Origin of the sequence: Arcanobacterium haemolyticum DSM 20595 (assembly GCF_000092365.1) — a bacterium.
Lineage (GTDB): Bacteria > Actinomycetota > Actinomycetes > Actinomycetales > Actinomycetaceae > Arcanobacterium > Arcanobacterium haemolyticum.
The window spans coordinates 1,203,936-1,217,380 of the sequence record NC_014218.1 but is presented as its reverse complement, the minus strand read 5'-3'; the positions used below and the strand labels follow the sequence as shown (position 1 = coordinate 1,217,380).

Below are 13,445 nucleotides of genomic sequence, written 5' to 3'. Positions count from 1 at the left end.
GTAAAACTCACTTATTTCCGGTGATGGGGCCTTATATGGATCTATCGCCGGAAATAAGTGAATTTTACGTCAATAGGGGTAGCTACATTAACGGGGCTTCCCACGATACGCAGGTGCCACGGGTGTGTGGTGAGATCGTGAAACTGCCGTGATGGCGGCGGGCGCGGGCTGCTAGATTGGACAGCCCGGAACGCCGGCCAAGAGATTGTTTGATTCCGCGGCCGTCATCGATCACGTCGATTCTTACGTGGGACGGATCTACGGTGAGCTGCACTGCTACAGACGACGCGTGAGCGTGCCGCGCCACATTGGATAGGCCTTCGCGAACAACCGCAACAACATCATCAGAAATATCGGAACCAACAGCGTCATCGATCAGCGCGAATGTATCTTCTGATGTGGTGACTTCGCCGTTCCAACTGATGATCAACGATGGAGCAAAGTTCAACACCTGCAGTGCTACCTTGGTTTCTTGCTGAAGCCGTTCAACCAGTGCCACAGAAGCAGAATCGTCCCGCAATGATTGGACGATCACGCGGATTTGCCGCACAGATTCATCGATGGAAGAAATCGCCTGATCGAGTGCCGTGCCAACTTCCACTGCATAGCCTTTGGCAGCTAGATCTTCTTTCACAGCGGTGATATGCATGCCGGAAGCGAAGAGCTGCTGAATAGCTAGATCGTGAAGATCACGCCCGATTCGGGAGCGTTCATCGAGCTCAGATGCTAATTCTTCGTTCAAGCGAGCTTCGGCTAGTTCAAGTGCGATTGCTGCCTGCTTCGCGGCATTTTCGGCCATGGCCAGATCGTGCAAGTTGAATTCTACGCAGCCAATGTTCCGGAGTAAGATGATAACCCCAGTTCCCGCTGATTTTGATGCAAGTGGCGCATACAGTGCAGGCCCGTAGTGCCGGAGCTGTTCTACACGCACAGTGCGTAGCCGTTGCATAGAATCAACCACAAGGCCTGCTTGTTCGTTCACAACGGTCATTGCGCGCCCGGCCGCCGGGAACCGAATACCAAGCAAGTGGTCTGCATCCTCCCCATCCACGATTTCGGACACCCATGTATCTTGGATCGAGGGAAGCACCATGATGGCGGCATCGGCTTGGGCTGCGATGCGCATTTCGTGCACGATCACTTGAAGCGCTTCGTCTTCTTCAGAGCCTTCCAAAAGTGAGGACACGATATTTTGGGATGCTGTGAGCCAGCGTGCCCGGTTTTGGGAACGGGCGAACATTTGGGAGTTTTGAGCGGCGATAGCAGCGGCTTGTGCCAGGATTTCCATTTGCGCCCCGTCATCATCTGTGAAACCGCCGAGTTTATCGGTGAGGTAGAGGCGCCCCCAAACTTGTTCCCGTATTGAGACGGCCACGCCTAGATAATTGCGCATAACAGGGTGGCCTTCTGGGAACCCATAACGGTGAAGGTATGATTCGAGATCATTGACGATCAGCCAGCCTTTGACAGGCGTGTCTGCGAAAACGCCGTGCCCGCGCGGTGGCCGCCCGAGCATGTGGGCTGCGTGCGGATCCATTCCTGATTGGATGAATTCCATTGTTTCGCCGTGGGAATCGAGCACAGCGAGGGCCGCGTAGCGTGCGCCTGTAAGATGGCGTGCGGAATCGACGAAGTGTTGGTACGCGGCGTCACGATCGAGTTGTCCGGTTAGTTGAAGTGCGTGGGAGACTACTTCTGTGAGGCGTTTGGAATCCATTGTTACCCTTCTTGGCGCACTGACCAGGAGTATTGCCGGTTGCGGGTGAGTAATTCTTCGTGGGTGCCCTGATCGACGATCGTTGCGTGCCCGGTTTCATCACTATCTAGCATAATCACGTGGTCTGCTTGATCGAGTGGCGAAAGCCGGTGAGTGACCACAACGACGGCGCGGTTTGCGCCTACGGAGCCGAAAATATCGCGGATAAGGGTATCTGCGGTGGCTGGATCGAGGTGTTCGCCTGGTTCATCAAGCAGCAAGATGTTGGCTGGGGTAGCGAGAGCGCGTGCAAGAAGTAGGCGGCGGCGTTCCCCACCGGAGATTGTGGTGGCGTCAGCGCCGAGTTCAGTATCTATTCCGTCTGGAAGATCGTTGAGCCAGGATCCGAGGCCCACCTGGTGAAGGAGCGCTTCGGCTTCATTTGCGGTGATGGCTGGCCGGGCTACTCGAAGGTTTTCAAGGATCGACGTATCAAAGATGTGAGCATCTTCTGCGGTGAAGCTGATGTGTTGGGAGAGCGTTGCGCGCGAAACATCAGAAACATTATGGCCATCGATTGTGACTGTTCCGGAGTGTGGCGGGATAAGGCCTGCGAGTGTGGAGAGGAGAGTTGATTTCCCGATACCCGATGGGCCAACAATTGCAAGTGATGTACCTGGATGGATAGTCAGGCTGATCGGGGTTGTGACGTCACGTGTTCCTGGCCAGCCCGCTACTGTGCCGCGAGCAACTAGTGGTGCGCCTGGAGTGATATCTGGAGTTTCGATGGCTGCTGGTGATGCGTTTGCGCGATCGATGATGGCCATCACACGCTGGGCGGCTGCTCCGGAACGGGTAAGTTGAGTGAATGCGCGTGGCATTCTGGCTGTGGCTTCGAATGCGGAGAGAGGGGTAAGAACACAGACAACGAGGTTTACGCTACTGAGATCGCCGGAGGTAACTTGCCATGTGCCGACGACGATTGCGCCAATAACCGCTAGAGCGAGTGCAAAAATATCAATCGCTGAGGCTAGCGCTGAATAACGTGCGGCAGAATCGCGATGTTTCCAGATAGCGTGTTCGATCGCGTCATGTGCATCTTCTGTGGCTTCAAGAAGCCCAGAAATACGTAAATGAGAGGCATGTTCTAAGAGGAAGAGAGCTTCATCGTTGAGTTTTGAGCGGTTATCGATTGTTCCGCGTTCGGCGATTTTAGCGCCCATCATGGCGCTGATAGGGCCAACAATTCCGCTAAGGAACAGAGCGATCGCAACGATTACAGCGATGAGGGGAGAGAGGAACCCGAGTATGCCGATAGTGAGGAGTGAGACTACCAGGGCAACCGCCATAGGGAGAAGAGACTGAACAACAACTAGCCCGATTTCATCCACATCAGCGTTGGTACGTGTGAGAACATCACCGCGTTTGAGAGAGGTTACAACATCAGTTGACGAACCTGCGAGTTGGCGGTAAATGTGGGTGCGCAAACGAGCCATCCCATGCAGTGCAACCCAGTGTGAAGCGATGCGTTCGAGGTAACGGAAAATCGCTTTGCCAACGCCGAATGCGCGCACACCAACTGATGCCACGCTCAGATCGAGGACCGGGGGCAGTTGGGCGGCACGAGCGATCATCCATGCTGCTGTAGCGCCCAGACCAACAGTGGATCCGATAGCTCCCGATCCTGCTAATACAGACCAAGAGAATTTCTTTTTATCAACATCGAGTAGCTTCACTGCACGGGTGAGTGCTTCGCGTTCTTCACGAGGGAACGGATGAATCATAATGCCTCCCGGTGGGTACGGCTGGAAGAAACAACGTCAATTATCGAATCTGCTAGGTCGCTCATAGCAGAGCGATGAGCGATCACGATAACTGTGCGTCCTTGTGAACGAAGATGAGCGATTGTGGCAGAGACGTATTCTTCTGCAATAGCATCCAAATGAGCCGACGGTTCATCCAGAATAACGATTTGGGATGGTGACATTAGCGCTTTTGTTAGGGCTAGGCGTTGGCGTTGCCCCACAGAAAGGCCGATACCGCCTTGGCCGAGCATCGTATCCCAGCCATGGGGGAGGGTAGCAATAACCTTATCAAAGCCCGTCAACTGTACTGCTTCTGCGACAGCATCTACTGATGGATCTGTGCCAAGATTATCGGCAACGGTTCCTACAACGATGGCTGGACGCTGTGGAACCCACGTGATGGTACCCCACCAAGAGCGCCGATCTAGGTGGGATAGTTCCAGATCGCCGATGAGTACTCTGCCAGACGATGCTGGAATTAACCCCAAGAGAACATTGACTGCTGTGGACTTTCCAGAGCCCGAATGGCCGCGAATAACAGTGACAGTGCCAGGTGCAATTGTGGCGTTCAGATTGGCGGGCGCAACCGTTGCACGGCCTGGGGCAAGAACAGAAACAGAATCAAAACGAATAGGTGTTATAGACATGTCTGGAACTTGGGCAGTGCCAGAGTGTTCGTAGGGCTTGCTTTCAAGAATCTTAAATGCGCGATCGGCAGCAGCCACGCCGTTCGCTGAGGCATGGAATTGCGTACCTACTTCACGAAGCGGGCGAAGGACTTCGGGAGTCAACATGATCACTACCAGTCCTTCAAACAACAGTACGTTTCCAGTGACCATACGCAAGCCGATGGATACGGCTACAAGTGCGGTGGTCAATGTTGTGATGAACTCCAGTGCAGCACCCGATAAGAATGCAACGTACAGAGTGTTCATCGTGCGGTGTGCGAATGACGTTCCAAGATCGTCAACACGTTGTGCCGGGCCAGATTCGCGCCCAACGCCTTTTAACGTGGCCAAACCTCCGAGCAAATCTAACAACTGGCTTCCAAGGCGCTGCATGGCCGATAGCCGCTTTGCTGAATATGAGGCAGTCATCTTCCCAATCAAGATCATAAACAGCGGAATCAATGGTAAGCACAAGACGATCATCAGGCCGGATAAGAAATCCATGTATGTGACCATGAGCAAGAGTAGCGGGGTAGCGGTGGCAGTGAGGAATAGTTCTGGCAAGAAATGCACAAAATAATCTTCAAGATCGTCCAGCCCGCGCGTGGTTAATGTAACCACTTCATTCGTGTTGCCGCGTGAGAGCCAACGATCCCCAAGATCACCTGCATGCCGAAGAACGCGTGTACGCAATTCAGTGATTACCCGCATCGCGGAGCGATGCCCGATTGCCCCACGAACGAAAGTCACCCCGGTACGGGCCACAAACACTACAACAAGGGCAATGAGCATCCCGCTGCTGGCGCTGAGCGTACTATCGCCATAAAAGACGGGGGAGATAATGGCCGCTATGAGATATGTTTGGGCAGCGATCAGGAAAGTCAAGATCAAGCCGAGCCCCACAAGAAGGGCGAGGTAGCCGCGGGTGGCCCGCGCATACTGCATAAGCCGAGGATCGAAAGGTTTCACAGTGTCCTAACCTAAAGGATGGGTGATGACGTTCTTTATTCTACCGGCGGGCTCCACCATATTTTTGTGGCACTGCGGAAAATTCGGCAGTTGGCAAAAAGAACGTGGCCAGGTTGTCCCGGAAGATACCTGGCCACGTTGCGAGGTGACGCTACGCCTTAGCGAATTCACGAACCTTGGTTGGGTGCAAACCAGCTGGTTCATCAGACAGCGATTCGACGCCGATGCGGCGTGAGAAGGAGATGTAGGACCAGATGGTGTAGATCGCAACGATTGGAACGAAAATGACTGCAGCGATGGTCATCACTGTTTGCGTTGCGGAGGTTGCCGATGCCTGAACCAGAGTCAATCCATAGGCCTCGTTGATAGAGGACTTCAGAGCGAACGGGAACGTGGTGGCGAAGATGAAGACAACTGCGAAAGCAACTCCAGCCATGTGGGAGAAGAAGCCGGCCTTCTCCTTGCCCTTCAACGTGAAGAACGTGGAAACCAAGAGCCCAACTGCAGCGAGTGCGAGTGGAACGATGGCAACAATGTTGGTGGAGTAGACGAAGAATGCCCATAGCGCCCACACGGCGGTGAGGCCGGTGGAAGCGAGGGAAGACTTCTTAGCCAGTGCCTTGGCACGTTCAGAGAAATCGCCGGTTGTCTTGAGTGCGAGCCATAGGGCGCCGTGAGTCAAGAACAAGGAGACCACTACCAAGCCTGCCGCAATAGTGAATGGGGTAAACAGGGAGAAGAAACCGCCGGTGAGGAAGTGCTGTGCGCCTTCTGCAAGAGCGGCATCCACGTTGTCCACGTCAGCTGAAACGAAGGTGGATGGATCGCCAGCCTTGCCGTATGTGCCAACCTGAATTGCCATGCCCTGAACGAGGTTACCGAAAGCAACACCCCAGACGAGGGCTACCAGCCATGCTGAACCAGTGTGGAGGTAGTCCCATGCGTTACGCCATGAATCGGAGTTGATCTTGCCACGCCATTCGATTGCGGAGATGCGCAAGATCAGCAGAACAAGCACGAGCACGAGTGCGAGGTACATGCCGGAGAACATGGTTGCGTACCATTCTGGGAATGCGGCGAAGGTTGCGCCACCAGCGGTGAGCAAGAATACTTCGTTTCCGTCCCAGTGTGGGCCGATGGTGTTGAGTTGTAGGCGGCGTTCCTTTTCATTCTTTGGAAGAATGCGCAGGAGCATGCCGGTGCCGAAGCCGAAGCCTTCGAGCGTTACGTAGCCGATCCACAGTACAACGATGAGGATGAACCACAGAATTTGTAGGAATGAAAGATCCATGAGTTATGCGTCCTTTCCTCAGTAGGCGAAGCTGAGCTTCGTGTCAGTGTTGGTGTGATCGAACTGGAGTGCAACATCCTTGGAGGTGTTGATGCCTTCACGTACGTAGCGCTTAACAAGGACGTACCACACCACGCCGAGTGCCGCGTAGAGCAACGTGAAGATCGCGAGGGAGATGAAGACTTCTGCCGGAACAACGTTTTGCGACACACCAAAATCGGTGAGTTGCTTGATCATTTCTGACGGTGCCATCTTATCGGCCATGTCCATGTTTGGATACACAACCCATGGCTGGCGTCCCATTTCGGTCAAGATCCACCCGAAGATGGATGCGATGTATGGGAACGTGATGGTCCACACGAACAGGCGGGCAACGCCGCCGGAGCGGATGAGGTTATCTTTGCGTAGTAGCCAGAGTCCTAGCCCTGCCAGTGCGATTGAAGCAAACCCGAGCGCCATCATGATTCGGAATGAATAGAAGGCAACGAATGGGTTTGGCAGGTAGTTCACGTCTGTGCCGTATTCGGCGCTGAACATGTTGGTGAACTTTTCCTGGATTTCGGTTGCGCCGGTGAGGCGTGATTCTGGGCCAGAGAAGTGATCGGTGACCATGAAGGATTCGATGCCTGGAATTGGCAACGTGATGATGTTTTCTGGCTTGAGTTCGGTGCCGATCATGGCGAGCGCGAGTGGTGCGCTTTCTTCAGATTTGGCGATACCCATAGCGGCGATCATCTTGGTTGGCTGCACTTTGTAAATGTGCTGGCCCATGAAGTGGCCAGTTGCTACTGCGAGGATTCCGGCAACAGCGAGAACTTTGAAGCCGAAGCGTGCGGCTGGCTTCCAGAGTTCTTCTGCTTCGAGTTCGTTGTTGTTCTTAACAGAGCGAACGATCCACCAGACGGATACGCCTGCAACTAGTGCGCCTGCAACCATGAGGGATGCTGCGATGGTGTGTGCAAACGCGTAGATGGTGGTGAGGGAGAAGACGACGTCAAGGAAGCCGCCTACCCCATCGAGTTCTGCGCGGCCGGTAACTGGGTTTGCTACTGCGCCCACTGGGTTCTGCATGAAGGAGTTCGCCGCGAGGATGAACAGTGCAGAGATGTTGGTTCCGAGTGCAACGAGCCAGATGGCTACGGTGTGTGCCTTGGGGGAGATGCGGCCGCGGCCGAAGATCCAAACGCCAAGGAACACGGATTCGAGGAAGAATGCGAGCAGTGCTTCGAATGCGAGTGGTGCACCGAAAATATCGCCCACGTAGCGGGAGTATTCGGACCAGGTCATACCGAACTGGAATTCTTGGACGATTCCGGTTGCGACGCCTAGAGCGAAGTTGATGAGAAGAATTTTTCCGAAGAATTCGGAGAGCTTGAGCCACTTGGTGTCTCCGCTCCGAAGCCATTTTGTTTGTAGGTATGCGACTAGTGGGGAGAGGCCGATAGTTAGCGGGACCAACAAGAAGTGATACACCGTTGTAATACCGAACTGCCACCGCGCAAGGTCGAGGACATCCACCTTATATTCACCTTCCGTGCGACCTATACTTATTATTCGTTTGAGCTTTTAGCCCGTTTCGTTGTGTTTTCCTACGTTTCTGAGTGCTTCAGTAACGTTTTGTTAGGGACACATTGAACTCATAATGTAATAATGGCTTATTTGGGGCGCATGTGCCAGTTTATTTGGCGATTGTTGCGCCACGTTTTTTGGGATTTTTGTCCCACATCACATTTCTGAGTTTTTCGACGACGGGGTGGCTGATTCTCGCACTAAGGTCCCGTTGTGTGGGGCTGGTGTGTATTAAGAGGAGAGAAACGTGTAGACTAGCTACAGGTTGTCGTGCATCTGACGCCCAGAGTTATTCAAGTGCGCCGCGTGAGCGTTGCTGCCGGGATAACTGACCAATAGAGACTTTCCACAGGTGATCCTGTGATTATTGACTAGCCGCACACGCGATGCACGTGTGCGAAATAGGGGGTACCCGATGGCTGAGGAAGCCATGGATGTTGTTTTGCCGGAAGGTAAGAAGGCAACACGTACACGTAAATCGTCCGCTAAGAAAGCAGTTTCAAAGGACGTTTCTGAATCGGTAGCTGAATCGCTTGCTGAGTTGGCTAAGACTCCTCGCAAGAAATCTGTAGCGTCTAAGGCTACGGTGGCTCCGATGGATCCAACCTCGATCGTCTTTTCGGCGGGGGATACAAATCATGCGGCACCGGTGCCTGAGGTAACTCCGGCTGCGCCTATGATTTCTCTTCTATTCCAGGAACCTGACGTTGCTCGGGCAGTGCGTGCTCGTAAGAAGCGCAAGGAAGATGTTGAAGAAACTGCTGATGTGCAGCAGGAGCCGGCGGCAGAATCTCACGATGATTCTGAAGCGTCTGCCGATTCCTCCCGTAAGCGCCGCCGCGGTACCCGCGGCGGGCGCGGTAAGGCAGAGGAAGCTCAGGTAGATTCGAACGCTGAGGCTGAGAACAAAGATGCGGTTCAGGAAGAATCTGAGCCTGTTCGTAAGGTGAAGAAAACAAAAGCCGTTGTGGAAGATTCCGAACAGCCAGAGTTGGAGGCAGAAGAGCCTGCTGTTCGGCGTCGGCGCCGTCGTCGTTCTTCTGAAAATACCTCGGATGAAGTAACGGCACCAAAAGGTTCAACGCGCCTCGAAGCGAAGCGTCAACGCCGCAAGGAAGGGCGTGAAGCGGGCCGTCGGCGCCAAACCATCACTGAATCGGAATACTTGGCACGGCGCGAATCTGTTGAACGTGACATGCTGATCCGGGAACGTGACGGACTCAACCAAATCGCCGTAATCGAAGATGGCGTGCTGGTGGAACACTACGTGGCGCGTCATACGCAAGCGTCCATGGTTGGAAACGTCTATCTTGGCCGCGTACAAAACGTCCTTCCATCAATGGAAGCTGCGTTCGTGGATATCGGCAAAGGCCGCAACGCAGTTCTCTACGCTGGCGAAGTGAACTGGGATGCAACTGGACTCGAAGGAAAGCCACGTAAAATTGAGCAAGCACTCAAGTCTGGTGATCCGGTACTCGTCCAGGTAACCAAGGATCCAATCGGCCACAAGGGTGCCCGCCTCACTGCGCAAATCACCCTCGCAGGGCGCCACCTGGTACTCGTGCCAGGCGGAGCAATGACCGGTATTTCCCGCAAACTCCCCGAACGTGAACGTACCCGCTTGAAGAAGATCCTCAAGGAAGTTGTGCCAGCAGAACACGGCGTGATCGTTCGAACCGCAGCCGAAGGCGCAACGGAAGAACAACTCAAACAAGACGTGGAACGCCTCATGAAATCGTGGGCGGATATCGAAGCAAAATCGAAATCGTCTAAAAATGCTCCATCGCTCCTCAAAGGCGAACCGGAACTCGCTGTGCGCGTGGTACGTGACATCTTCAATGAAGATTTCCGCACCTTGCGAATCTCTGGTGACAATGCGTGGGAAACCATCTCCCATTACGTTTCGGATCTTTCTCCAGAACTCATTGATCGCCTCGAAAAGTGGGATTCAAACGCAGATATCTTCCAGGAAAACCGCGTAGATGAACAACTCCAAAAGGCATTCGATCGCAAGGTGTTCCTGCCATCTGGCGGCTCGCTGGTTATCGATCGTACCGAGGCTATGACTGTCATTGACGTCAACACAGGTAAATTCACCGGATCTGGTGGTTCACTGGAAGAAACCGTGACCCGCAACAACCTGGAAGCCGCCGAAGAAATCGTGCGCCAACTCCGGTTGCGCGATATTGGCGGAATCATCGTTGTTGACTTCATCGATATGGTGTTGGAAGCTAACCGCGATCTCGTGTTACGCCGCCTCATCGAATGCTTAGGGCGCGATCGTACCCGCCACCAGGTTGCTGAAGTGACTTCTCTAGGCCTCGTTCAAATGACTCGCAAACGAGTAGGGCAAGGCCTCGTTGAAGCCTTCTCCACCACCTGTGAATGCTGTGAAGGGCGTGGCTACATCAGCCACGATCATCCCGTAGAACGGGACGAAGAAAAGCCTGCGCGCCAAACCTCCAAGAAGGAAGCTAAGAAGAAGGACGCTGCTAAGAACACGGCAGAATCTGATTCGAAGCATGAAGAAGTGAAAGCTGCCCTTGCCTCCATTGCAGCGGCTGCAACTACGAAGCATGAAGAAATGGCGGCAGAAGGTGGTGCACCTGACGCGGATAGTGCTGACGTGCCAGCGGCGGAGAAGGCTGTGGAGAAGGCCTCAGAGGACGCGCAGGCGGACCGCCCGAAGCGCGGCCGCCCGCGAAAGAAGAAGACTTCTGATCGATCTGACACTCATGAATCAGAATCGGCAGAGCGTGACACGCCCAAAAAGCGTGGCCGTAAACGTGCAACATCGGCTGATGCGGCACAACCTGATAGTGCAGAAAAACCGCGTGAAAAGAGTGAAACTCCCGTGAAAAAGACGAAGAAACGCGTCACTTCATCTGGTACAATCACTCCAACACAGCGTGCATCTTCAGCTATCATGAGCTTCCCGGTAAAGAAATAATCCGGAGAGGACAATAGTAATTGTGGTCTGAATCGCTTGAGATAAACTTGTATCGGCTCGAGTGTTTCAGTATCGTTAATTGCTGGCGCAGTTTATAGCGCTAACTAATTTTCAGGGCATCCGATCCCGGATGCATCAGTTTCGACAGAGATGAGCAGAACGTGGTTTACGCGATTGTCAAGGTAGGCGGCCGCCAGGAAAAGGTGTCTGTCGGTTCCGTCGTCGTTGTGGACAAGATTGCAGGCGAAGCTGGCGACAAGGTCGAGCTCGAGCCGATCATGCTCGTCGACGGTGACAAGATCACCTCAGCAGCGGATGGCATCAAGGCCAAGGTCAGCGCCGAAATTGTTCGCGATGAAAAGGGTCCAAAGATCTCAATCATCAAGTACAAGAACAAGACGGGTTACCGTAAGCGTCAGGGTCACCGCCAGAAGCTTACCCGTGTTAAGATCACTGACATTAAGTGATCGATTAACTTACCGTCCAACGAGCTGTTAATAAGAAGAAGGTCTAAGACATGGCACATAAGAAGGGCGCTAGCTCTACTAGCAACGGTCGCGACTCTAACGCCAAGCGCCTCGGCGTGAAGCGTTTTGGTGGCGAGTTTGTTAACGCAGGCGAGATCCTCGTGCGTCAGCGCGGCACTCACTTCCACCCGGGTGCCAACGTTGGCCGCGGTAAGGACGACACGCTGTTCGCGCTTGAAACCGGTCACGTTGAGTTTGGTACTCGCCGTGATCGCAAGGTCGTGAACATCGTCGCGGCTCAGGCCTGATTGGCGCGAGTCATATACGACATACTCGAGAGGGTGGAGGGCGTTAGCTCTCCGCCCTCTCGTGCATTTTTGCTGAAGTAGATAGAAAGAAGAACTGTTCATGGCAAGCTTTATTGATCGCGTTGTTCTCCACCTGGAGGCTGGTAAGGGTGGCAACGGTGCGGCGTCTGTGCGCCGTGAAAAGTTCAAGCCGCTCGGTGGCCCAGATGGCGCCAATGGTGGGCATGGGGGCGACATCGTGTTCCGTGTGGATCCCCAGGAAACCACCTTGTTGGCTCTTCATCATTCGCCGCATTTGAAGGCAACTAATGGTAAGCCGGGTGCGGGCGATTTGCGTCATGGTAAGCGTGGTGAAGATCTGATCGTGAACGTTCCAAATGGCACGGTTGTGAAGGACATGGACGGCAATATTCTTGCCGATATGATGGGCGCCGGCGTTGAAATCGTGATCGCTGAAGGTGGCCAGGGCGGTCTTGGCAATGCAGCACTCGCTTCTCCGAAGCGTAAGGCGCCTGGTTTTGCTCTTCTTGGTGAAGAAGGCGAAGCGATTGACGTTGTCTTAGAGCTTAAGTCTGTGGCAGATGTTGCGTTGGTGGGTTTCCCATCGGCGGGCAAGTCGTCGTTGATTGCGGCGATGTCTGCTGCGCGTCCGAAGATTGCAGACTATCCGTTTACTACGTTGGTCCCGAATCTTGGCGTGGTGGAAGCGGGGGAGAAGCGTTTTACTATTGCCGATGTGCCGGGGTTGATTCCGGGCGCGTCGGAGGGCAAGGGCTTGGGGCATGAGTTCTTGCGTCATATTGAGCGTTGTGCGGCGATTGTTCACGTGTTGGATTGCGCTACGTTGGAGTCTGATCGCGATCCGATTTCTGATTTGGAAACGATTGAGGGGGAGTTGGCTGCGTATGCTGCGGCGATTCCACCGATTGATGGCCGCGTTCCGTTGATGGAGCGCCCGCGTATTGTTGTGTTGAACAAGATTGATGTTCCGGATGCGCGTGACATGGCTGATTTTGTGAAGGATGAGTTGAAGAGCCGCGGCTTGGCTGTGTTTGAAGTTTCTGTGGTTTCGCGTGAGGGTTTGCGTGAGCTTGGTTTCGCGTTGGGTACGATTGTGGATCATTTGCGTGTTCAGGAAGCGGAAGACGACGACGTTCGCCCTGTCATTCGTCCTCTTGAAAAGAAGGATGATTCGTCCTTTACGATTACGCCGCGTAAGCAGGGGGAGAAGATTTTCTACCAGGTTCGTGGTACTAAACCTGAACGTTGGGTTCGTCAGACTGATTTTTCGAACGACGAAGCTGTGGGGTATTTGGCTGATCGTTTGAATAACCTGGGTGTTGAAAAGCAGTTGATGAAGGTTGGTGCGCGTGCTGGTGACATGGTTGTGATTGGTACGGTTGAAGATGGCATGATCTTTGATTGGGAGCCGACCATGGCTACTGGTGCCGAGTTGTTGAGTCCGCGTGGCACTGATATTCGCCTTGATGAAAATGTTCGTCCAACGCGCCGGGAGCGTAAGAGTCAGTATCACGAGATGATGGATGCGAAGGAAGCTGCGCGTCAGGAGTTGTGGATGGAACGTCAGGTTGGTTTGTGGACTGATCCGCTTGCTGATGAATTTTTGAATGTTGACGATGAATAACATGTGACTGGAATATGTTTCTGCTGGAGGGCGGGCCTGTAGGTCCGCCCTCCATGTATTGTGTGACAATTCACGAG

General features: G+C 53.8%; 9 protein-coding genes. 4 read left to right on the top strand and 5 right to left on the bottom strand.

The genetic code is table 11. The features are described from left to right. Positions 1–82: 82 nt before the first annotated feature. The 5 genes from ARCH_RS05455 to ARCH_RS05435 form a co-directional block, all read right to left on the bottom strand. On the bottom strand, positions 83–1,717 hold the full coding sequence (locus ARCH_RS05455) for a GAF domain-containing sensor histidine kinase (RefSeq protein ID WP_013170285.1): 1,635 nt from the start codon (positions 1,715–1,717) through the stop codon (positions 83–85). Positions 1,718–1,719: 2 nt separating this feature from the next. Further along, entirely contained in the window at positions 1,720–3,480 is a 1,761-nt protein-coding gene (gene cydC / locus ARCH_RS05450; RefSeq protein ID WP_013170284.1) for a thiol reductant ABC exporter subunit CydC, read from the bottom strand. Beyond that, entirely contained in the window at positions 3,477–5,138 is a 1,662-nt protein-coding gene (gene cydD / locus ARCH_RS05445) for a thiol reductant ABC exporter subunit CydD (protein ID WP_013170283.1), read from the bottom strand. The genes cydC and cydD overlap by 4 nt, the downstream gene beginning before the upstream one ends. 151 nt (positions 5,139–5,289) lie before the next feature. Further along, positions 5,290–6,429 (bottom strand): cytochrome d ubiquinol oxidase subunit II, encoded by a 1,140-nt coding sequence (gene cydB, locus ARCH_RS05440; protein WP_013170282.1) that lies wholly within the window; start codon positions 6,427–6,429, stop codon positions 5,290–5,292. 18 nt (positions 6,430–6,447) lie between these two features. Beyond that, on the bottom strand, positions 6,448–7,947 hold the full coding sequence (locus ARCH_RS05435) for a cytochrome ubiquinol oxidase subunit I (RefSeq protein WP_013170281.1): 1,500 nt from the start codon (positions 7,945–7,947) through the stop codon (positions 6,448–6,450). Between the two features lie 466 nt (positions 7,948–8,413). Between ARCH_RS05435 and ARCH_RS05430 the strand changes: the two genes are divergently transcribed. The 4 genes from ARCH_RS05430 to obgE all read left to right on the top strand — a co-directional run bounded on the left by ARCH_RS05430 (position 8,414) and on the right by obgE (position 13,368). After that, positions 8,414–10,948, top strand: a complete 2,535-nt coding sequence (locus ARCH_RS05430) for an Rne/Rng family ribonuclease (RefSeq protein ID WP_187286501.1) — start codon at positions 8,414–8,416, stop codon at positions 10,946–10,948. Positions 10,949–11,109: 161 nt separating this feature from the next. Beyond that, entirely contained in the window at positions 11,110–11,415 is a 306-nt protein-coding gene (gene rplU / locus ARCH_RS05425; RefSeq protein WP_013170279.1) for a 50S ribosomal protein L21, read from the top strand. A gap of 50 nt (positions 11,416–11,465) precedes the next feature. Continuing rightward, positions 11,466–11,723 (top strand): 50S ribosomal protein L27, encoded by a 258-nt coding sequence (gene rpmA / locus ARCH_RS05420; RefSeq protein WP_013170278.1) that lies wholly within the window; start codon positions 11,466–11,468, stop codon positions 11,721–11,723. A gap of 100 nt (positions 11,724–11,823) precedes the next feature. Next, positions 11,824–13,368 carry a GTPase ObgE gene (gene obgE, locus ARCH_RS05415; RefSeq protein ID WP_013170277.1) on the top strand — a complete coding sequence of 515 codons (1,545 nt, stop codon included), beginning with the start codon at positions 11,824–11,826 and terminating at the stop codon, positions 13,366–13,368. The last annotated feature ends 77 nt before the right edge of the window (positions 13,369–13,445 follow it).

Coding starts and splice junctions, on each gene's coding strand:
- rpmA (WP_013170278.1), top strand. CDS start 11,466: ATGGCACATAAGAAGGGCGCTAGCTCTACTAGCAACGGTCGCGACTCT.
- ARCH_RS05455 (WP_013170285.1), bottom strand. CDS start 1,717: ATGGATTCCAAACGCCTCACAGAAGTAGTCTCCCACGCACTTCAACTA.
- cydB (WP_013170282.1), bottom strand. CDS start 6,429: ATGGATCTTTCATTCCTACAAATTCTGTGGTTCATCCTCATCGTTGTA.
- cydC (WP_013170284.1), bottom strand. CDS start 3,480: ATGATTCATCCGTTCCCTCGTGAAGAACGCGAAGCACTCACCCGTGCA.
- ARCH_RS05430 (WP_187286501.1), top strand. CDS start 8,414: ATGGCTGAGGAAGCCATGGATGTTGTTTTGCCGGAAGGTAAGAAGGCA.
- obgE (WP_013170277.1), top strand. CDS start 11,824: ATGGCAAGCTTTATTGATCGCGTTGTTCTCCACCTGGAGGCTGGTAAG.